Origin of the sequence: Roseomonas fluvialis (assembly GCF_022846615.1) — a bacterium.
Lineage (GTDB): Bacteria > Pseudomonadota > Alphaproteobacteria > Acetobacterales > Acetobacteraceae > Neoroseomonas > Neoroseomonas fluvialis.
Genome location: NZ_AP025637.1, coordinates 189,870 through 209,449, shown reverse-complemented (window position 1 = coordinate 209,449; position 19,580 = coordinate 189,870). Strand labels below are relative to the sequence as shown.

Annotated in this window: 17 protein-coding genes and 1 tRNA gene; 8 read left to right on the top strand and 10 right to left on the bottom strand. The window is 71.8% G+C overall.

Annotated elements, in window-relative coordinates; genetic code table 11:
* Window positions 1-53: 53 nt before the first annotated feature.
* A complete protein-coding gene (ettA, locus tag MWM08_RS01020; protein ID WP_244457615.1) occupies window positions 54-1,733 on the bottom strand; it encodes an energy-dependent translational throttle protein EttA in 1,680 nt (559 codons plus the stop codon).
* Between the two features lie 96 nt (window positions 1,734-1,829).
* Between ettA and MWM08_RS01015 the strand changes: the two genes are divergently transcribed.
* From MWM08_RS01015 to MWM08_RS01005, 3 genes are all read left to right on the top strand, one after another.
* Entirely contained in the window at window positions 1,830-2,267 is a 438-nt protein-coding gene (locus tag MWM08_RS01015) for a hypothetical protein (RefSeq protein WP_244457614.1), read from the top strand.
* 301 nt (window positions 2,268-2,568) lie between these two features.
* Window positions 2,569-4,224, top strand: coding sequence for a calcium-binding protein (locus MWM08_RS01010; RefSeq protein ID WP_244457613.1), 1,656 nt, complete (start codon window positions 2,569-2,571; stop codon window positions 4,222-4,224).
* Entirely contained in the window at window positions 4,119-4,337 is a 219-nt protein-coding gene (locus tag MWM08_RS01005; protein WP_244457612.1) for a hypothetical protein, read from the top strand. Before MWM08_RS01010 ends, MWM08_RS01005 begins: the two co-directional genes overlap by 106 nt.
* A gap of 10 nt (window positions 4,338-4,347) precedes the next feature.
* Here MWM08_RS01005 and MWM08_RS01000 read toward each other — a convergent pair.
* Together MWM08_RS01000 and MWM08_RS00995 are read right to left on the bottom strand one after the other, a co-directional pair.
* Window positions 4,348-4,420: transfer RNA gene (locus tag MWM08_RS01000), tRNA-Ile, on the bottom strand.
* Window positions 4,421-4,440: 20 nt separating this feature from the next.
* Window positions 4,441-5,694 carry a M20/M25/M40 family metallo-hydrolase gene (locus MWM08_RS00995; protein WP_244457611.1) on the bottom strand — a complete coding sequence of 418 codons (1,254 nt, stop codon included), beginning with the start codon at window positions 5,692-5,694 and terminating at the stop codon, window positions 4,441-4,443.
* 148 nt (window positions 5,695-5,842) lie between these two features.
* On the opposite strand from MWM08_RS00995, the gene ppa reads away from it, so the two are divergent.
* From ppa to MWM08_RS00970, 5 genes are all read left to right on the top strand, one after another.
* A complete protein-coding gene (ppa, locus tag MWM08_RS00990; RefSeq protein ID WP_244457610.1) occupies window positions 5,843-6,370 on the top strand; it encodes an inorganic diphosphatase in 528 nt (175 codons plus the stop codon).
* Window positions 6,367-7,173, top strand: a complete 807-nt coding sequence (gene blaOXA / locus MWM08_RS00985; protein ID WP_244457609.1) for a class D beta-lactamase — start codon at window positions 6,367-6,369, stop codon at window positions 7,171-7,173. The genes ppa and blaOXA overlap by 4 nt, the downstream gene beginning before the upstream one ends.
* Before the next feature lie 133 nt (window positions 7,174-7,306).
* Window positions 7,307-9,430: a sodium-translocating pyrophosphatase gene (locus tag MWM08_RS00980; RefSeq protein ID WP_244457608.1), complete on the top strand. Its 2,124-nt coding sequence runs from the start codon at window positions 7,307-7,309 to the stop codon at window positions 9,428-9,430.
* A 244-nt stretch (window positions 9,431-9,674) separates the two neighbouring features.
* Entirely contained in the window at window positions 9,675-11,732 is a 2,058-nt protein-coding gene (locus MWM08_RS00975) for a protein-disulfide reductase DsbD family protein (protein WP_244457607.1), read from the top strand.
* A gap of 367 nt (window positions 11,733-12,099) precedes the next feature.
* Entirely contained in the window at window positions 12,100-12,711 is a 612-nt protein-coding gene (locus MWM08_RS00970) for a FecR domain-containing protein (protein WP_244457606.1), read from the top strand.
* 195 nt (window positions 12,712-12,906) lie between these two features.
* Here the strand turns inward: MWM08_RS00970 and MWM08_RS00965 are convergent, their stop codons facing one another.
* The 7 genes from MWM08_RS00965 to MWM08_RS00935 form a co-directional block, all read right to left on the bottom strand.
* Window positions 12,907-14,163, bottom strand: a complete 1,257-nt coding sequence (locus MWM08_RS00965) for a M16 family metallopeptidase (protein ID WP_244457605.1) — start codon at window positions 14,161-14,163, stop codon at window positions 12,907-12,909.
* A complete protein-coding gene (locus MWM08_RS00960; protein WP_244457604.1) occupies window positions 14,163-15,551 on the bottom strand; it encodes a M16 family metallopeptidase in 1,389 nt (462 codons plus the stop codon). The genes MWM08_RS00965 and MWM08_RS00960 overlap by 1 nt, the downstream gene beginning before the upstream one ends.
* A gap of 68 nt (window positions 15,552-15,619) precedes the next feature.
* Complete coding sequence (locus tag MWM08_RS00955; protein ID WP_244457603.1) at window positions 15,620-16,093, bottom strand: DUF29 domain-containing protein; 474 nt, start codon at window positions 16,091-16,093, stop codon at window positions 15,620-15,622.
* Window positions 16,094-16,160: 67 nt separating this feature from the next.
* Window positions 16,161-16,622, bottom strand: coding sequence for an OmpA family protein (locus MWM08_RS00950; protein ID WP_244457602.1), 462 nt, complete (start codon window positions 16,620-16,622; stop codon window positions 16,161-16,163).
* A gap of 11 nt (window positions 16,623-16,633) precedes the next feature.
* On the bottom strand, window positions 16,634-17,521 hold the full coding sequence (locus MWM08_RS00945; RefSeq protein ID WP_244457601.1) for a prephenate/arogenate dehydrogenase family protein: 888 nt from the start codon (window positions 17,519-17,521) through the stop codon (window positions 16,634-16,636).
* A complete protein-coding gene (hisC, locus tag MWM08_RS00940) occupies window positions 17,514-18,623 on the bottom strand; it encodes a histidinol-phosphate transaminase (RefSeq protein ID WP_244457600.1) in 1,110 nt (369 codons plus the stop codon). The genes MWM08_RS00945 and hisC overlap by 8 nt, the downstream gene beginning before the upstream one ends.
* Entirely contained in the window at window positions 18,620-19,468 is an 849-nt protein-coding gene (locus MWM08_RS00935; protein ID WP_244457599.1) for a chorismate mutase, read from the bottom strand. Before MWM08_RS00935 ends, hisC begins: the two co-directional genes overlap by 4 nt.
* Window positions 19,469-19,580 lie beyond the last annotated feature (112 nt).

Genomic DNA, 19,580 nt, shown 5'->3' with positions numbered 1-19,580 from the left:
CGCGGCTCGCCCGGAGAAAGACCAGGGTCGCGGGGGGCGCGTGCCCCCCGGCCTCAGCGGGCGAGCGGCTTGTACTTGATGCGGTGCGGGTCGGTAGCGTGTTCGCCGAGTCGACGTCGCTTGTCCTCTTCGTAGGCCTCGAAGTTCCCCTCGAACCACTCGACGTGGCTGTCGCCCTCGAAGGCCAGGATGTGCGTCGCGAGCCGATCCAGGAAGAAGCGGTCGTGCGAGATGATCACCGCGCAGCCCGCGAAATCCATCAGCGCATTCTCGAGCGCACGCAGGGTTTCCACATCCAGGTCGTTGGTCGGTTCGTCGAGCAGCAGCACGTTGTGCTCGCGCTTGAGCATCTTCGCGAGGTGCACGCGGTTGCGCTCGCCGCCCGACAGCGAGCCCACCTTCTTCTGCTGGTCGCCGCCCTTGAAGTTGTAGGCGGCGCAATAGGCGCGGGACGGCACCGACCGCTTGCCGATGGTGATCATGTCCTCCCCGCCCGAGATCTCCTGCCAGACGGACTTGCTGTCATCGAGGCTGTCGCGGGACTGGTCGACGTAGCCGAGCTGCACGCTCTCGCCGACCGTCAGCGTGCCGGCATCGGGCTGCTCGCGGCCCATGATCATCTTGAACAGCGTGGTCTTGCCCGCGCCGTTGGGGCCGATCACGCCGACGATGCCGCCCGGCGGCAGCTTGAACGACAGGTCGTCGATCAGCAGCGAGTTCCCGTAGCCCTTGCGCAGCCCCTCCGCGACGATCACCGTATTGCCCAGGCGGGGTGCCGGCGGGATGGCGATCTCGGTCGGGTCGGGGGCCTTGTCCTGGCTGGCGCGCAGCAGGTCTTCATAGGCCGCGATGCGCGCCTTGGACTTCGCCTGGCGAGCCGACGGGCTGCGCCCGATCCAGTCGCGTTCCTCGGCCAGCTGGCGCTGGCGGGCGCTCTCCTCGCGCTCCTCCTGCGCCATGCGCTTGCGCTTCTGCTCGAGGTAGGTGGAGTAGTTGCCCTCGTAGGGAATGCCGCGGCCGCGATCGACCTCGAGAATCCAGGACGTCACGTTGTCGAGGAAGTAGCGGTCGTGGGTGACGATCAGCACCGTGCCGGTGTAGGCCTTCAGCGTCTGCTCCAGCCACGACACGCTCTCGGCATCGAGGTGGTTTGTCGGTTCGTCGAGCAGCAGCATGTCGGGCTTTTCCAGCAGCAGCCGGCACAACGCGACACGGCGGCGCTCGCCGCCCGACAGGTTGGTCACCGCGGCATCGGGCGGCGGGCAGCGCAGCGCATCCAGCGCGATCTCGACCTGGCGGTCGATCTCCCAGCCATTGGCGGCGTCGATCTTCTCCTGCAGCTCGGCCTGCTCGGCGAGCAGCGTGTTCATCTCGTCCTCGGACATCTCCTCGGCGAATTTCTCGGAGATCTCGTTGAAGCGCGCCATGTGGGCGTTGAGCTCGGCGAAGGCGAGGCGGACATTCTCGCCGACCGTCAGGTTGGGATCGAGCTCGGGTTCCTGCGACAGGTAGCCCACGCGCACGCCCTCGGCCGCCCAGGCCTCGCCGCCGAATTCCTTGTCCTGGCCGGCCATGATGCGCATGAGCGTCGATTTGCCCGCGCCGTTCGGCCCCAGCACGCCGATCTTCACCCCCGGCAGGAAGGACAGGGTGATGCCTTTGAAGATCTCACGGCCGCCCGGATAGGACTTGGTAAGGTCTTTCATCACATAGACGTACTGGTAGGCGGCCATGGTGCGGGGACCTGCGTCTCGTCTGGGAAGGCGGGGTTCTACAGGGGCAGCCCCACCGCGCCAAGCAGCCCGCGAGACACGGCGACGGAGCCCGCCATGGAGCCCGAGACCTTCGAGGTGATGCTGCTGGCGACAATCCCCGGCGGCGGCATCCGGCACGGACAATGGTACACCGACAGCGCGCATGACGGGCTGGAGGCGGCGCAGTGGCGCTTCCGCGAAGTCACGCAGGCCCTGGCCGACCCGCGCCTGGTGGTGGTGGTGGTCGCCTCGCGCTTCGACGACCAGGCCGGGCGATACCGCGAACGGATCGTGGCGGCGCGGGCGGAGGGTTCGGTGCCGGCGCTCGCGGCCTCGCGCGCCTTGCCGGCCACGGCATGGCCGGCGCTGCGCCGGGCCTTCCGGCGCGCACAGCCGCCGGGCCTGTCGCCGCGGACACGGCCACGCCCCAAACCGGTGCCGCGGCGGCGCCTCGCGCGCGGGTTGGCGCTGCTGGGCGCCGCCGGCGCCGGGGTGGCGCTGCTGCTGATGTAGCGCGACCGGCGGCGCCGAGCCTGCACGCGGGCCGCCGGCTGCGCTTGGGTCGCGGGCTGCGCGGGGGCCTCGCACCGCGGCCCGGCAAGGCCAAGGCCGGTATTGTCGGATTCCGTTTCGATGGCGCAGTATTCTGTCACGAAACCGGGAACATCGTGCCATGGCCAATCGCATCGTCCTCAGCAATTAGGAAGGCACGGCGAACTTCACGCCGCTCTATACGCTCGGCGCCACGGAGTTCGACCGGCTGTTCGTGGGCGCGGACGCCACGCTGACAAACACCGGGTCAAATGCCACCGTCGTGTCGCTGCAGCGCCTGGCGAACGACCTCACCATCCTCGGCACGCTCTATGCGGCGGCGTCGGATGCGATCCGCCTCGACAACATCGGCGCCACGCCGGCTTCGGGTTCGCGCATCGATATCGGTGTGGGCGGCTACGTGTATGGCGGGCTGGGGTCAGGCATCGCGCTGCAGGGGCTCGGGCATAGCGTGACCAATGCCGGCGAGGTGGTCTCGGGCAGGGACAACAGCGTCCTGGGCACCGGCGCGATCGTGTTCGGCGCCAGCACGCTGCCCAGTTCGGGCAGCGGGCCGAACGTGCTGGTGAACAGCGGGCGCGTCTCGGGGTGGGAGAACGGCGTCGTCTCGCTCACCGCCGGCACGCGGGTGGACAACAGCGGCACCATCACCGGCAACACCGTGGGCGTGAACATCACCGCAGGTGACGACGCCTTCATCGTCAACGAGGGCCGGATCTCGGGCGGCGCGGCCGGCGTGCAGATCTCCTCGCAGGGCGGCCCGCTGTCCAACAGCGGCATGATCGACGGCGCCGTGCAGGGCGCGCTGCTGCGCAACGCCGCGCAGATGACGGTGACCAACACCGGCACCATCGCCGGGCGCGAGAACGGCCTGGTGCTCGATGCCGTGAACAGCGTGACCGTGGTGAACCAGGGCACGTTCTCGGGCGATGGCGCCGGCGGGCGCGGCTTCGCCACCAGCGGGTCCGAGGGGGTGGTGCTGATCGACACCGGCAGCATCAACGGCGTGACCATCGATGGGCGCTCCGCCCTGGTGCAGAACGACGGCGTGATCGAGCGCGTCTTCATCTTCAGCGGCGCGTCCGGCGCGAAAGGCGTGAACGTGCTGAACAATACGGGGCGGATCGGCGGCGAGACCGATGCGGTGTTCGGCACGGTCACGATCGACCAGATCTTCAACGCCGGCACGATCGTGGGGAACATCGGCCTGGGCGGCGCCGGCGACCTGTACGACGGCACCGAGGGCGTGGTGCTGAACGGGCGCATCTTCGGCGGCGACGGCGCCGGCACGCTGCTGGGCGGGGCCAGGCGCGACGTCATGCGGGGCGACAACGAGGCCGACCTCATGCAGGGCGGGGCCGGCAACGACGTGATGGACGGCAATGCCGGCGCCGACACGCTCGACGGCGGCGCGGGCGACGACATCCTGCGCCCCGGCGCGCAGGCCGACGTGATCGATGGCGGGGAGGGGCTGCGCGACCAGCTCGACTACCTGGGCTCGTTGCTGGCGGTGAACGTGAACCTCGCGACCGGCGAGGCGTCGGGCGGCGATGCGCAGGGCGACGACTTCACCGGTATCGAGTGGATCGCGGGCGGCAACGGCCACGATACCCTGACCGGCGACGACCTGGCGAATACGCTGACCGGGCGCAGCGGCAACGACCTGCTGATCGGCGGCGCGGGCATCGACGTGCTGCGCTGCGGAATCGGGGCCGACCTGTCCGCTTCAGCGCCACCACGGACAGCGGCGCGCCGGGGCCGGTGCGCGACCGCATCGCGGATGTCTCACGCGTGCAGCTCGACCGCATCGACGTGTTCTTCATCGACGCCGATGTCGCGACAGCGGGCAACCAGGCCTTCACCTACATCGGCACCGCCGCGGCCTTCACCGGCACCGCGCAGCTGCGCAGCCAGGTGATCGGCGGCGACACCTTCCTGTTCGGCAATACCGACGGCGCGATCGGCACCGCGGAATTCTCCATCCGGATCACCGGCAACGTGGCGCTGCAGGTGGGAGACTTCATCCTGTAGCGGCGGGGCATGGGCCCGGAGGGACTCGAACCCCCAACCAAGCCGTTATGAGCGGCCCGCTCTGACCATTGAGCTACAGGCCCATGCGCCCCCGTGATTGCCCTCAGCCGGCGAGGAAATCAAACGCCGCGAGGGCATGCACGCGCGCCACCGCCTCCAGCTCGGCCAGATCGGCCCATTCGTCGGCGCCGCCCATGTTGTGCGGGGTCGGTCCGTAGACGATGGTCGGCAGCCCGGCCATGCGGAACCAGCGGGCATCGGAGCCGCCCACGCGCATGTTCACCGCGACGGGGCCGCCCAGCACCTCCTCGGCCGCCGCATGGGCCCTGCGCACGATGTCGGCGCCGGGGTCCGTGTGGTTGGGTTCGAAGCGGCGCAGCACCCGCCAGGCGACCCCCGGCAGCGCGCCCAGCCCGGCGGCCAGCGCGGCTTCGACCTGGGCTGCCGAAACGCCGACCGGCATGCGGATGTCGCAGGCCGCGCGGGCCGCGGCCGGCACCAGGTTGGGCGCCGTGCCGCCCTCGACCCTGCCGATGTTGACGGTGACGCTGCCCAGCACCTCGGCCTCGCCGACGCCGGCGAGCGGTTCGCTGATGGGGCGCGCGGCGGCGATGGCGGCGGTGACGGCGGGCGGGGCGGCCACCGGCAGGGCGCGCAGCCCCGCCACGACATCGAGCGCGGCACGCAGCCGGTCGATCGCGTTCTGGCCGAGATGGACATGCGCGCCATGCGCGGCGGTGCCGGTCGCCTCGACCTCGATCCACAGGAAGCCCTTCTCGCCGAAGCGCAGCACGCGGGGGGAGCCGGCATCGCCGATGATCACCGCCTGCGCCTGCGCGAGGCGCGGCACATGGTCGAGCATCCACTTGGTGCCGAGCGGGCCCATGGTTTCCTCATCCCCCGCCAGGGTCAGGATGGCTTCGCCGCGCCACGCCGCACGATGTTCGGCCAGCAGCGCGAAGGCGAGCACCGAGGCCGCGATGCCGCCCTTCATGTCGGCCGTGCCGCGGCCGTACAGGCGGCCGTCGCGGACCTCCCCGCCCAGCGGGTCGACCGTCCAGGGCAGCGCCTCGTTCACCGGGTAGGTGTCGAGGTGTCCGTTGAAGGCGATAATCCGCCCCGGCCCGGCGCCGGCGATGCGCGCAACCACGTTGGTGACCTCGGGAGACGTGTCGTGCAGCGAGACCTCGGCAGCGGGCGCGAGGTCGCGCAGCAGCGCGGCGCAATCCAGCGCGCAGGCCCGGACGTCGCCGGGCGGATTGGGCGAGGGCACGGCGACCAGGCGGCGGGTGATGGCCGCCACCTCGGGCGCGCGGGCGCGGGCGGCGGCGGCGAAGGTGGCGCGGGCTGGGGTCATGGGCCAAGCCTGGGCGGCGGGCGCGATCCGCGCAACCCGCGGCCCCCTGCTTCCGCCCCCCCGCTTCCGCCCCCGCTTCCGCCCCCGCTTCCGCCCCTGGGGCCGCTCTGCTACAGGCGCGCGCCGCTTCGGCCCGGAGAGAGCACCCATGCGCATCGACGCCATTCCCATCGGGAAGGACCCACCTCATGACGTCAACGTCATCGTCGAGGTGCCGATCGGCGGTGAGCCGATCAAGTACGAGATGGACAAGGCTGCGGGCACGCTGTTCGTCGACCGCTTCCTGCACACGCCCATGCGCTACCCGGGCAATTACGGCTTCATCCCGCATACGCTGAGCGAGGATGGCGACCCGATCGACGTGCTGGTGGCCAATACCCGTCCGATCATCGCCGGCGCCGTCATCCGCGTGCGCCCCGTGGGCGTGATGAAGATGGAAGATGACGGCGGCGGGGACGAGAAGATCATCGCCGTGCCGGTGCCCAAGCTGACGCTGCGCTACGAGCACGTCCACAACTACACCGACCTGCCACGCATCACGATCGAGCAGATCCAGCACTTCTTCGAACACTACAAGGACCTCGAACCAGGCAAGTGGGTGAAGTTCATCGGCTGGGGCGATGCCGACGAGGCCCGCCGGCTGATCACCGAGGCGATCGCCCGGGCCCAGGCGTGAGTCTTGCGCCGGGGCGCCGGCTGGCGCTGCAGGCGCTGGCGGCGCTCCCGGTGGCCTGGCCCGCCGGCGCCGCCGCCGTGCCGGTCTGCACGCTGGTGGTGGACGCCGCGACCGGCGCCACGCTGCGGCGCGACGGCCAGCCCGACCAGCGCGCGACCCCGGCCTCGACCTTCAAGATCCCGCTCGCGCTGATGGGCTTCGACGCCGGTTTCCTGCGCGATGCGCATCACCCGGCGCTGCCCTTCCGCCCAGGCGATGCCGATTGGCTGCCGGAATGGCGTCGGGCCACGGACCCGGCGGCCTGGATGAGGCATTCGGTGGTCTGGTATTCGCAACGCATCACACAGGCGCTGGGTGCGGCACGGTTGCGGCGATACGTCAGCGACTTCGGCTACGGGAATGCGGATGTCTCCGGCGATCCGGGCCGAGCGAACGGGCTGGCGCGGTCCTGGATCGGCTCCTCGCTCGAGATCACGCCGGCGCAGCAGGTGGCCTTCCTGGGGCGCCTGGTGCGTGGCGAACTGCCGGTCTCCGCCCAGGCCCGGGCCATGACCGAGGCCCTGGTCGACCAAGGCGAATACCCCAATGGCTGGCGCGTTTTCGGCAAGACCGGCGGTGCGCGCTCCCGCGGCGCCGATGCGGCGCAACCCTCGGGCTGGTTTGTCGGCTGGGCGCGGCGGGGCGACCGGACGGTGGTCTTCGCCCGCCTCACCCGTGGGCGGCCGCCCGAGCCAGGGTTTCCCGGCCCAGCGGCGCGGGATGCTTTCCTCGGCGAATTCTTCGCGGGCCGGGACGGATTCTGACCGCCCGGGGCCGTCCTGTGCCGTTGCGCGACCCCTGAGGCCCCTCTAGCCTCCCCCTCGCCTGCACAAGACGGGCACGAGACGGGCCGTCACGGCGTCCCGCCGTACCTGTGACCAAGGGGGAGTCCTGAACTTGCTGACCGTTTGGCTGATCATCGTGATCGCGCTCGGGGCGTTGTCCATCGCCTACGGCGTCATCACCGCCAAGGACGTGCTGTCGCGCGATCCGGGCAACGAGCGCATGCAGGAAATCGCGAAGGCGATCCAGGAAGGCGCGAACGCTTATCTGAAGCGGCAATACACCACCATCGCCATCGTCGGCGCGGTGCTGTTCGTGCTGGTGGCCTGGCGGCTCGGCATCACGGTCGCGATCGGCTTCCTGCTGGGCGCGGTGCTGTCGGGGGCTGCGGGCTTCATCGGCATGAACGTCTCGGTGCGCGCCAACCTGCGGACGGCACAGGCGTCCACGGTGTCGCTGGCAGGTGGGCTGGATGTCGCGTTCAAGTCGGGGGCCATCACCGGCATGCTGGTGGCCGGCGGCGCGCTGCTGGGCGTGGCGGTCTACTTCTTCCTGCTGGTCGTCATCGGCGGGCTGGAACCCAATGACCGCACGGTCATCGACGCGCTGGTGGCGCTGGGCTTCGGTGCCTCGCTGATCTCGATCTTCGCCCGGCTGGGCGGCGGCATCTTCACCAAGGGCGCCGACGTCGGCGGCGACATGGTCGGCAAGGTCGAGGCCGGCATCCCCGAGGACGACCCCCGCAACCCCGCCACCATCGCCGACAATGTGGGCGACAACGTGGGCGACTGCGCCGGCATGGCGGCCGACCTGTTCGAAACCTATGCCGTCACCATGGTGGCGACGATGGTGCTGGCCGCCATCGCCTTCGCTGGTACGCCCTTTCTGAAGGCGGGGATGATCTTCCCGCTGGCGATCGGCGCGGTCTGCGTGGTGACGTCCATCGTCGGCACGTATTTCGTGAAGCTGCCGGCGAGCAACAACATCATGGGGGCGATGTATCGCGGCTTCGCGGTGACCGGCGCGCTGTCGCTGGTGGCGCTGCTGCCGCTGTCCTACATGATATTCGGCTTCGGCACCGCGACCGCGGCGGGGGCCTCCTTTGGCGCCTTCTCGCTGTTCCTGTGCGGCGCGGTCGGGCTTATCGTGACCGCGCTGATCATCTGGATCACCGAATACTACACCGGCACGAACTTCCGGCCGGTGAAGGCGATTGCGGAATCCTCGGTGACCGGTCACGGCACCAATGTGATCCGCGGCCTGGCGGTGTCGATGGAATCGACGGCGCTGCCCGCGCTGGTGATCATTTTCGGCATCCTGATCGCCTATGGGCTGGCGGGGCTCTACGGCATCGCCATCGCGGTCACGACGATGCTCGCACTCGCCGGCATGGTGGTCGCGCTCGATGCCTTCGGGCCGGTGACGGACAATGCCGGCGGCATTGCCGAGATGGCCGGGCTGCCCAAGGAAATCCGCCAGACCACGGACGCGCTCGACGCCGTCGGCAACACCACCAAGGCGGTGACCAAGGGCTATGCGATCGGGTCCGCCGCGCTCGGCGCGGTGGTGCTGTTCGCGGCCTATACCCAGGACCTCGCGTATTTCGCGGCGAACGCCGCGCAGTACCCGTACTTCCAGGGCATGGGGTCGCTGACCTTCTCGCTGTCCAACCCCTACGTGGTCGTCGGCCTGCTGTTCGGCGGCATGCTGCCCTACCTGTTCGGCGGCATGGCGATGACGGCGGTGGGCCGCGCGGCGATGAGCGTGGTCGAGGAAGTCCGGCGCCAGTTCAAGGAAAAGCCGGGCATCATGGAAGGCACCGAGAAGCCGGACTACGGCCGCGCGGTGGACATGCTGACCAAGGCGGCGATCAAGGAGATGATCATCCCCTCGCTGCTGCCGGTGCTCTCGCCGCTGGTGGTGTATTTCGGCATCCTCGCGATCGGCGGGAAGGCTGCGGCCTTCGAAGCCCTCGGCGCGATGCTGCTGGGCGTGATCGTCACCGGCTTCTTCGTGGCCGTCTCCATGACCACCGGCGGTGGCGCCTGGGACAACGCGAAGAAGTACATCGAGGACGGGCACCATGGCGGCAAGGGCTCCGACGCGCACAAGGCGGCGGTGACCGGCGACACGGTGGGTGACCCCTACAAGGACACGGCGGGCCCCGCCGTGAACCCGATGATCAAGATCACCAACATCGTGGCACTGCTGCTGCTGGCGATGCTGGCGCATAGTTAGTTTGTTGGCCTCAAGCGCCGGCGCACGCATCCGCGTGCTTGGCTTACGCGCCATGCACTGGTGCGCCAGCGGCTGAGGGTGGTCTGGGCGCGGTCGCGCCTGGCGCTCCCAGCCCCAGGCAAGGCCTCGGGCGGCAAAGGGGGGGGGCGGCGGACGGCGCGTGAATGGACCGGCGGAGCGATCCGCCGGCCCTTTTCGCGTCTTCGGGGTTGCACCGGAGCCGTCGCGGGCCTTGATTGGACCCATGTTGCGGCTGCTCGCCCTGATCCTCGCGCTGGTCACGTCCGCCCCCGCGGCGCGCGCCCTGGAATCGCTGCCCGTCGCCTCCCCGCGCGCCACCGTCACGCTCATCGCCGACCACGCGCAAATCACCCCCGGCCAGGCGTTTCGCCTGGCGCTGCGCCAGCGCCTCGCCCCCGGCTGGCATACCTATTGGGTGAACCCCGGGGATGCTGGCCAGGCGCCGCAGGTCACGCTCGACTTGCCCGAGGGTGCGACCGCCGCGCCGATGCGCTTCCCCGCACCCCAGCGCATCCCCTTCGGCCCCTTGGTGAATTTCGGCTACGAGGGCGAACCGGTCTTCATCATTCCGGTCACCGCCCCCGCTGCGATGCGCCCGGGCGACGTGCTGACCATCGAGGCCCGCGGCGAATGGCTGGTCTGCGAGCAGGTCTGCATCCCCGAGGAAGGCGCCTTCCGCATCGACATCCCGGTCGAGGCAACGCCCCGCCCTGCGAATACCCCCGTGTTCGCCGCCGCCGAGGCTGCCGAACCCCGCCCCGGCCCCTTCGCCGCGCGGATCGGCTTCGCCGGGGCCACCGGCGCGATCGAGGTCAGCGGCCCGGCCATCGCCCCCGGCGCGGTGCGCGCCGCCTACTTCTTCCCGATCGACCAGGGCGTGATCGACAATGCCGCGCCGCAGGTGATGAGCGTCACGGATGGCGCGCTGCGCCTGGCGCTCGTGCGCGGCCAGGGCTCGTCGCTGCCAGACCCGGTCGCCGGTGTCGTCGCCATCACCGACGCGGCGGGGGTACGCGGCGCCTACGTGGTCTCGGCCCCGCCCGGTGCCGTGCCCGCCGGCCCTGCCACGCTGCCGCTCGGTCAGGCGGCGCTGCTGGCGGCACTTGGCGGGCTGCTGCTGAACCTGATGCCGTGCGTCTTCCCCATCCTGGCCATGAAGGCCGTGGGTATCGCGCGGCTGTCGGGCGCAGCGCAGGGCCAGGTGCGCGCCCATGCCGCGTCCTATACGGCGGGGGTGGTGCTGTCCTTCGTCGCTCTCGGCGGGCTGCTGGTGGGGCTGCGCGCGGCAGGCGGCGTGGCGGGTTGGGGCTTCCAGTTCACCCAGCCAGTCTTCGTCGCCGGCATGGCCTGGTTGATGCTCGCGGTCGGGCTGAACCTGTCCGGCGTCTTCGCGGTGCGCGGACCGGCCTCGGCCGGGGCGGGCCTGGCGGCGCAGGGCGGGCATGCGGGGTCGTTCTTCACCGGGGCCTTGGCGGTCCTGGTCGCGACGCCCTGCACGGCGCCCTTCATGGCCGCCGCGATCGGCGCCGCGATGACCATGGGCACGGCCGGGGCGCTGACGGTCTTTGCCGCACTCGGCCTGGGCATGGCGCTGCCCTATGCGCTGCTGGGCGTGGCACCGGGTCTCGCACGCCTGCTGCCGCGGCCCGGCGCCTGGATGGACCGACTGAAGCAGGGCCTGGCCTTCCCGATGTACGCCGCGGCCGCCTGGCTGGTCTGGGTGCTGGCCGAGCAGGCCGGGCCGTCGGCCGTGCTGGCGGTGCTGCTGGGGGGCGTGCTGATCGGCTTTGGGGCCTGGGCCTGGGGCCTGGCGCAGGCGGCCGGTGGGCGGGTCGGCCGCGTCGCCGCCGCGGCGGCCGTGGTCGGTGCCCTGGCGCTGTTGCCGCTGGTGCAGGGTGCACGCCCGGCAGCCGCGCGGGCCGCCGATGCCACCGGCGAGGCCTGGTCGGAAGCGCGGGTCGCCGCGCTCCGCGCCGAGGGCCGGCCGGTCTTCATCAACCTCACCGCCGCCTGGTGCATCACCTGCAAGGTGAACGAACGCATGGCACTCGCGACCGAGGGCGTGCAGCGCGCCTTCGCGGACCGGCGCGTGGCCTATCTGACCGGTGACTGGACGCGCGGCGACGCCGCGATCACCGCCCTGCTGCGCGCGCACCAGCGCGACGGCGTGCCGCTGTATCTGTTCTACCCGGCGGGCGGCGCGGCGCCGGTCGTGCTGCCGCAGATCCTGACCGAGGGGATCGTGCTGCAGGCCATCGCGACGCGCGCGGAGGCCGGCTGACCGGCGCACTTCAGGCGGCACGCCCCGCCCGGTGGCGCGCGGGCCGGTCGGACGGCACGGGCCCGGCGACCCGACGGCAGGACCCTGGATGAATGGCCGGGGCGGCGAGCAGGCCGGTGCCGGTGCCGAGAGGTCGGACGACGCGCCAGCGCCACTGCCGCTCGCGTTGGCAACCCGCTGCGGCACGAACCCTCTGTTTTCGCCCGTATCTTCGCCCGACCAGGCGATTCCATCAGACAGGGGATCTCGTGTAGCGTCGGCTCCGCTCGCCTCGGCTCGCTGAAACACCTCTGGCCGATCGCTCTCACGCGCATCGTCACCCGATCAGATGAGTCCATCTGATCAGGATCTGCTCTAGGATCCCGCCATGGCTGACCGCCGCCACTTGCTGCTGGCCCCGGCGCTGCTCGTCCTGCCGCGCCCGGCCCTGTCGCAGCGCATCCGCGTGGGCGAGGTGACCGCCCTGACCGGCGCCGCCGCGGCGCTGTTCAGCGGCGAGGCGCCGCGCCCCCTCGCGCCCGATGCGCCGGTGCTGATGGAGGATCTGCTGACCACCGGTCCCGCCGCGCGGCTCGCCTGCCGGCTCGACGGCGGGCTCGAGCTCCGCATGGGCGAGAATGCCGCGCTGCGCGTCGATGCGCTGGCGCTGCGCGGCCCGCGCCCGGGCACCTCGCTGCGCGGCTTCGGCGGCGCGCTGCTGCTCGACATCCCGCGTAGCGAACGCCCCGCGCCGGTCGATGTGACGCTGCCCTGGGCGCATATCGGCGTGCGCGGCACACGTTTCTTTGCCGGCGTGCTGGACGGCGTGCAGGCGGTGTTCGTGGCGCGCGGCCGGGTCGAGGTGCGCACCGCCGGCGGCACGGTCCCGCTCGGCGAGGGCCAGGGCGTCGATGTGGCGCCCAACGGGGCGCCCGGCCCGGTCAGGGAATGGGGTGCGCCGCGCATTGCCCGGGCGCTCGCACTGGTGGGCGCGACCTGAACGTCGCGTGGGGACGGCCCCGGTCGCGACCAGGGCCGCGGCGCGATCTGGCGCTTCGGTCGGCTATGGTCCGCTCCGGGCGTCCGGCGCCGACGCTCGCCACCGCCAGCAGACCAGGCGGCGCGAAGGCTGCTGCCCGGCGCCCGCAGGCGCCGGGCGGTGCATTCCCCCGGAGACCGAGCCCCCGGACGGCGGCTACAGGATCCCCTGAGGCTGCCCTGCGATGGTCACGGCGATCGCGTCCGGTCGCAGCAGGCGCGCGGCCACCTCGGTCGCCTTCGCGGGCGTGATGGCCTGCAGGCGCGCGTTGCGCCCGTCCAGCCAGTCGACCGCGCGGTTGTTGCGCCGCATCGCGAGCAGCGTGGCGGCGATGCGCCGGCTGTCGGTGAACTGCAGCGGCAGGGAGCCGGTCAGGAAGGCAACCGCTTCCTCCAGCTCCGCCGCGGTCGGGCCGCGGGCGGCCAGGTCGGACCACACCGACTTCGTGACCTCCAGCGCCTCCGCCACGCGGGCATTCTCGGTGGCGAAGCCGCAGGTGATGACCCCGCCACCGAACAGGCTGTCGAGACCGACGCCGATGCCATAGGTCAGGCCGCGCTGCACGCGCACGGCTTCCATCAGCCGGGAGGAGAAGCCGCCCCCGCCCAGGATGCGCAGCACGATCTGCGCGGCTTCCCAATCCGCATCGTTCGGCGCGATGCCCGGCTGGCCCAGGATGATCTGCGATTGCGGGCTGGGCACCGCGAGCACCTGGCGGCCGAATTCGGTGAAGGCGGTCAGGCGCGGCGGTTCCTCGGGCGCGCCGGCCGGCAGCGCGCCGAGCAGATCGGGCAGGATGGCGCGCAGCTGCGCGGGGGTGATGGCACCGGCGGCGGCGACCAGCACGCCGTCCCGCCGCAACTGCGCGGCAAGCCCCGCGCGCATGCCCTCGGCCGTCACGGCGGCGAGCGTTTCCGCCGTGCCGGTGGCCGGCCGCCCGGCCGGGTGGGTCGGGAAGGCGGACTGCCAGAAGCCGCGGCCGGCCTGGCCGCGCGGGGTTTCCAGCGACTGCCGCGCGCCGGCGATGGCGCGTGCGCGCACGCGTTCCACCGCATCGGCATCGAAGCGCGGCGCCGTCATGGCCAGTCGTGCAAGGCGCAGGGCCTCGGGCAGGGCATCGGACAGACAGCGGAAGCCGGCTTCGAAGCTGTCCCGCCCGGCCGAGAAGGACAGGCCGATCGCGTCATCGCGCAGCGCATCCTGGAAGGCCAGCGCACGCAGGTCGCCCGCACCTTCCATCAGCAGGGCGGCGGCCATCGCCATGGTGCCGTCCTGGCCGGCCGGGTCGCGCGCCGCGCCACCCGGCCAGGACCAGGAGAGCGAGACGACCGGGACGGACTGGTCCTCGACCAGCCAGGCGGTGAAGGGGCCGGCCTCGACCACCTGGATCGGCAGGGAGAAGGGGGTGGTCATCACGCGGCCTCCGGCAGCAGCCAGCCGGTTGTGTGGCGCGGCGCGGCGAGCACGGCGCGCGCGGCCTCGGTCACCTGCGCCCGGGTCACGGCACGCAGGCGCGCGGGCCAGAATTCCACCACCTCGGCCGGCAGGCCGATGGCGAGCACGCCGCCCAGCATGCGCGGCGCCGCGCCGAAGCCATCGAGCGCCAGCAGCGCGCCGGAGGACAGCTGGCGGCGTGCGCGCGCGACCTCGGCCTCGGTCGGACCGTCCTGCAGCAGGGTCGCGATGGTGGCGTTCACCGCCGCTTCCAGGCGTTCCGGTTCGACGCCGCGGCGGGGCACGGCATAGACCATGAATTCGGTCTCGCCCGCCGCTTCGCCGTCGTAGGACGCACCGGCGGAGACCGCGAGGCCCGTCTCGACCAGCGCGGCATGCAGGCGCGAGCCCTGGCCGCTGCCGAGCAGATGCGCGAAGACCTCCAGCGGCAGGGCGTGGCGCGTCTCCCCGGCGGTGAGGGACGGCGCGATCCAGGCTTGGATCAGCAGCGCCTCCCGCGCCGTGGGTTCGCGGCGCACCAGGCGCGCTTCGTGCGGCGCGGAGGGCGCGCGAGCGCGGTCGCGCGCGGCCCCCGGCCGGGCGGGGACGCGGCCGTAGTGTTCCTCGGCCAGGGCGCGCAGGGTGGCTTCGTCGACCGCGCCGGAGACCACCAGCGTCGCGTTGTGGGGCGCGTAGAATCGGTCGTAGAAGGCCGCCATGTCGTCGCGCGTGATGGCGCGGATTTCGTCCTCCCAGCCGATGATCGGGCGGCCGGGCCAGGTCTGCGGGCCCCAGAGCGCGGCGCGGAAGGCTTCCTGGAAGCGGGCGCGGGCGGAGCTGTCGGTGCGCTGGCGGCGTTCCTCGAGCACGACGTTGCGCTCGCTCTCCACCTGGTCGGCCGGGATGATGGCGGCGGCGAAGCGGTCGGCCTCCATGCGCATGATGAGCGGCAGGCGCGAGGCCTCGACCTGCTGGAAATAGGCGGTGACGTCGCGCGAGGTGAAGGCGTTGTCGTTACCGCCCTCCCGCGCCACGCGGCGGGAGAATTCACCGTTCGCGACGTTGGGCGAGCCCTTGAACATCATGTGTTCGAGGAAGTGGGCCACGCCCGAGCGGCCTGCCGGGTCCTCGGCGCCGCCGGCGGCGTAGAACAGGTATTGCGCGACGACGGGGGCGCGGCGGTTTTCGGCGAGGACGACGCGCAGGCCGTTGGAGAGCTGCCACTGCTTTGCGCCGAACAGCGGCCGGTCCGGCGGCGTGGCGGCGGGCGAGGCGGCCGGGGCCTGGGCCTGGGCCTGGGCGGCGGCAGGCGCGGCGGCGAGCGCGGCGGCGGCGGCGAGGGTGGTGCGGCGGGTGAGTCGGGGCATGACCGCAAGATGGGGTGCGGCGGGCGGTTGGGGAAGCGTGCTTACGGAAGCGTATGGTTTGGGGGGTGTCAGCCGAGCGGAAGGCGTGCGAGCAGCGGGGCGGGCTGCGTGTCCGGCTCGATGAGGTCCGTGAGGGTGTAGGGGCACTCGGCGGGCAACGGCGCGGATGGGCCGCCATCCGAGGCGAGTTTTGCTTCCGCCTGGCGGCACGCAAGGCGCCAGGCGCGCGGCAGGTCGAGGCGCTGGGCCATGCTGGGCGCATAGCGGCGGGAGGCTTCGTCCAGCGCGCCAAGGGCCTCGGCCAGCCAATGGCCGCGCGGGGGTTCGACGCGGGCGTAGCGGGCGAGCAGGAGGTGCAGCAGGGCGACGCGCAACAGGCTCTCGACCGCCTGGAATTCGTTGCGGCCCACGCTTTCCACCTCGTCGATCAGGTTCGGCCAGTCGAGGGAATCGTTCACCCGTTCCCCGCGCGACAGGCGGCGCAGCAGGTCGGCCTGCTGTTCGGACCAGAGGAGGATGTCGCGGTCGTAGAGGGCGGACATGGCGCGGGGAATCTAGGTGGTGCGACCGCAAAACGCACGCGCGCAATGGGGCCTGGGCGTCAGAGCCCTATCGCGAGACGATCTCGACCCGCCTGTTCTGCGGTTCCGCTTCGTGCGGTTGTGTTGGGACGAGCAACTGTCGGGCGCCGTATCCACTGACGATGACATACTCCCGCGGGATGCCCGCCCCGATGAGCCATTCCCCCACGGCCCGCGCCCGAAGCTCACCAACTGTCGCGAGACCTCGCGTTGCCTCTGCGCCGTCCGCATGGCCTCCGACTTCGATGCGCGTGATGGTGTAGGGCGGCGCAAGGCCAGGGCCGGGCCATGCGGGCAGGCGGCCGTCGCGCAACTGGGTCCAGTATTCGACATACCGCGAGAGGACGCGCTCGCAGCGCGAGTCGATTGCGTCGCTGCCGGGGTCGAAGGCGCACTTGAAGCTCCGGGAAAGGGCAAAGGCGGGGGCCGCCTGCACGGAGAGCGCGCAGCCGATCAGCGCGAGTCGCAAGCCTGCTTGAAGCGCCGTCATGCCCCAACCTCTCACGCCTGCTTCCGCTCAATCAGCTCCCTGCGGATCTTCCGCCCGCGCCGGATGCGGTCCTCGATGAACTCCGCCTGCCCGTAGCGCACCGCGCGGCCCAGCGCGTGTGCGTCTTCGCTGAAGCGTGCCAGCATTTCCAGCAGCGCCTCGCGGTTGTTCAGGAACACGTCGCGCCACATGTCCACGTCGCTCGCCGCGATGCGCGTGAAGTCGCGGAAGCCCGAGGCGGCGAACTTCATCACCGCCTCCTTCGTCTCCTCCGCCAGGTCGTCGGCCGTGCCGCAGATGGTGAAGGCGATCAGGTGCGGCAGGTGGGAGACGATCGCCACAACGCGGTCATGCGTGGCGGGGTCCAGCGTCTCGATCATGGAGCCGCAGCGGCGCCAGAATTCACGCACCTTCTCGACCGCCGCGGCGTCGCTTCCCGGCAGCGGTGTAACGATGCAGTAGCGCCCGTCGAACAGCTCCGCGAAGCCGGCATCCGGGCCGGAATGCTCGGTGCCCGCCATGGGGTGCGCCGGCACCAGGTGCACACCCGGGGGCAGCAGCGGCGACAGGTCGCGCACCACGCTTCCCTTGGTGGAACCAACATCCGACAGAACGCAGCCGGGTGCGAGGTGCGGCGCGATCTGCGCCATCACCCCGGCATAGGCGCCGACCGGCACGCACAGGATCACGGCGTCGCAGCCCTCGACCGCCTTGCACGGATCGTCCTCGACCACGTCGACGATGCCGAGTTCGCGCACGCGCGCCAGCGTCTCGGGCCGACGCGCCGTCGCCACCACCGTGCGCGCCAGGTCGGCGCGCTTGCGCGCCACCCGCGCGATGGACGACCCGATCAGCCCGATGCCAACCAGGCACAGCCGTTCGAAGACAGGTTCAGCCATGCATGAAGGCGGTCAGCGCCTCGGTCACCATGGTGCATTCCTCGGCGGTGCCGATGGTGATGCGCAGGCACTGCGGCAATCCGTAGCCGCCCATGGCGCGCACGATCAGCCCGCGCGCCTTCAACGCATCATCGGCGGCCTTGGCCTTGGCCGGCGTGCCGAAATCGGCCAGCACGAAGTTGCCCTCGCTCGGCCAGACCTTGATGCCGGCCGCTTCCAGCGCAGCGACCACGCGCCCGCGCCAGAGCGTGTTGTGCTCGATCGCGCACTGCATCCAGCCCGTCTCGCCGAGTGCCGCGATGCCGGCCGCCATTGCCGCCGCATTCACGTTGAACGGCCCGCGCACGCGGCTCAGCACATCCACCACCGGCGCGGGCGCGTAGCACCAGCCCAGCCGCATGCCGCCCAGGCCAAAGATCTTGGAGAAGGTGCGCGTCATCACCGTCGTGCCGACGGCGCGCCCGCCAATCGTCGTGCCCGATGCATCCACCAGCTTCGCGCCCGCATCGTAGTCCGGCCGCGTGACGTACTCCGCATAGGCGCTGTCGAGCACCAGCAGGATGTCGTCGCGCAACCCGGCGCGCAGGCGCTCCACCTCGGATTGCGGCAGGATGGATCCGGTCGGGTTGTTGGGGTTCGCCAGGAACACCAGCCGCGTGCGCGGCCCCACCGCCGCCAGCATGCCGTCGATATCCGCGGTCAGGTTGCGCTCCGGCACCTTGATGATGCGGCAGCCCGCCCAGCGGCCGGTGATGTCGTACATCATGAAGCCGTGCGCGCTCATCACCAGCTCGGTCCCCTCCCCGCCATAGGCGAGGATGAGCAGCGAGATCAGTTCATCCGACCCGTTGCCAACCACGATGCGCGCGGGGTCGAGGCCGAAGCGCGCGCCGATGGCCTCGCGCAGCGCCTTGGCACCGCCATCGGGATAGCGATGCGCGTCGCGCGCCATCGCCTCGATCGCCGCGATCGCGGCGGGCGGCGGGCCGAAGGCGCCCTCGTTGGAACTCAGCTTCACGATCCGGTTCACGCCCGGGATCTTGGATTCACCGCCGACATAGGGCTCGACCGACAGGATCGAGGGGCGAGGCATCACGGTCATGCTGCGTCTCCGACGACCGGCGCGGCATAGGCGCCGAGGATGGTGCGCCGCGCCCAGGGCAGCGACGCGAGGCGCGCGTCATCGGCGCGCAGGAAGCCCTCGATCTCGGCCAGCGCCAGCGTCGCCTGGCCGACGCGGGCGACGATCAGCGATGGCGCGGCCAGCCCAGCCTCGGCCAATGCGCCGGCGATGCGCGCGCGGGGCGCGCCGGCCTCGGCCTCCAGCAGCAGCAGCGTGCGGTCGTCGCCCGACGGGTCGGCTGCGACGGGGGCCACCACCAGCGCGCCAGGGCTGCCGGGCGGTTCGCCCACGAAGGGCAGCCGCGCGACCACCTGCAGCTTCGGCACTTCGAGCCGCGCCCACCAGGCCGCCCCCGCGCCGGCCTCTTCCTCGGCCGGGGCCGGCAGCACGGCGACGGAGGCCTCCCCGGCGCTGACCGCCGCCAGGGCACGGGCGGGTGTGGGGTGTACGCGGATCGCGGCGATCGGCCCGAAATGCTCGCGCGCCAGGCGCGCATGGCCCGATTGCGGAGAGGGCGCGTGGACCGCCACCGAGAACCCGCCCTGGATCGCGGTGCTGGCCATGAAGATCTCGCGCCAGATGCGCACCAGGCGTTCGCGCGCCAGCGGGCCGGTGTGGCGGGCCAGCAGGCGGCGCAGCACCGCGGCCTCGCGCCCCGGGCGCAGCGGGGTCGTGCCGCCCTTGGCGCGGCTGCCGGCCAGGCGCGCCACCACGGCGGAGCGCTTCATCAGCAGGTCGTGCATGGCGTCGTCGAGCGCGTCGATCTCGGCGCGCAGCGCGGCGATTTCGGCCTCGGCGGGGGCGGCGGGGGCGGTGTCTGGCATGGGTGGAAGTGCAATAGACGGGCGCGCGCGGTGCGCCAAGCGGGGGCTGCCGCCGAGCTGCGCGGGCCGGCCATGCGCCGGGTGGGCCGGTGGTGGCGGCGCGCGCGGCACC

Coding starts and splice junctions, on each gene's coding strand:
- MWM08_RS00950 (WP_244457602.1), bottom strand. CDS start 16,622: ATGACGGCGCTTCAAGCAGGCTTGCGACTCGCGCTGATCGGCTGCGCG.
- hisC (WP_244457600.1), bottom strand. CDS start 18,623: ATGACCGTGATGCCTCGCCCCTCGATCCTGTCGGTCGAGCCCTATGTC.
- ettA (WP_244457615.1), bottom strand. CDS start 1,733: ATGGCCGCCTACCAGTACGTCTATGTGATGAAAGACCTTACCAAGTCC.
- ppa (WP_244457610.1), top strand. CDS start 5,843: ATGCGCATCGACGCCATTCCCATCGGGAAGGACCCACCTCATGACGTC.
- MWM08_RS00965 (WP_244457605.1), bottom strand. CDS start 14,163: ATGACCACCCCCTTCTCCCTGCCGATCCAGGTGGTCGAGGCCGGCCCC.
- MWM08_RS00975 (WP_244457607.1), top strand. CDS start 9,675: ATGTTGCGGCTGCTCGCCCTGATCCTCGCGCTGGTCACGTCCGCCCCC.
- MWM08_RS00945 (WP_244457601.1), bottom strand. CDS start 17,521: ATGGCTGAACCTGTCTTCGAACGGCTGTGCCTGGTTGGCATCGGGCTG.
- MWM08_RS00970 (WP_244457606.1), top strand. CDS start 12,100: ATGGCTGACCGCCGCCACTTGCTGCTGGCCCCGGCGCTGCTCGTCCTG.
- MWM08_RS00960 (WP_244457604.1), bottom strand. CDS start 15,551: ATGCCCCGACTCACCCGCCGCACCACCCTCGCCGCCGCCGCCGCGCTC.
- MWM08_RS00935 (WP_244457599.1), bottom strand. CDS start 19,468: ATGCCAGACACCGCCCCCGCCGCCCCCGCCGAGGCCGAAATCGCCGCG.
- MWM08_RS00955 (WP_244457603.1), bottom strand. CDS start 16,093: ATGTCCGCCCTCTACGACCGCGACATCCTCCTCTGGTCCGAACAGCAG.
- MWM08_RS00995 (WP_244457611.1), bottom strand. CDS start 5,694: ATGACCCCAGCCCGCGCCACCTTCGCCGCCGCCGCCCGCGCCCGCGCG.
- MWM08_RS01015 (WP_244457614.1), top strand. CDS start 1,830: ATGGAGCCCGAGACCTTCGAGGTGATGCTGCTGGCGACAATCCCCGGC.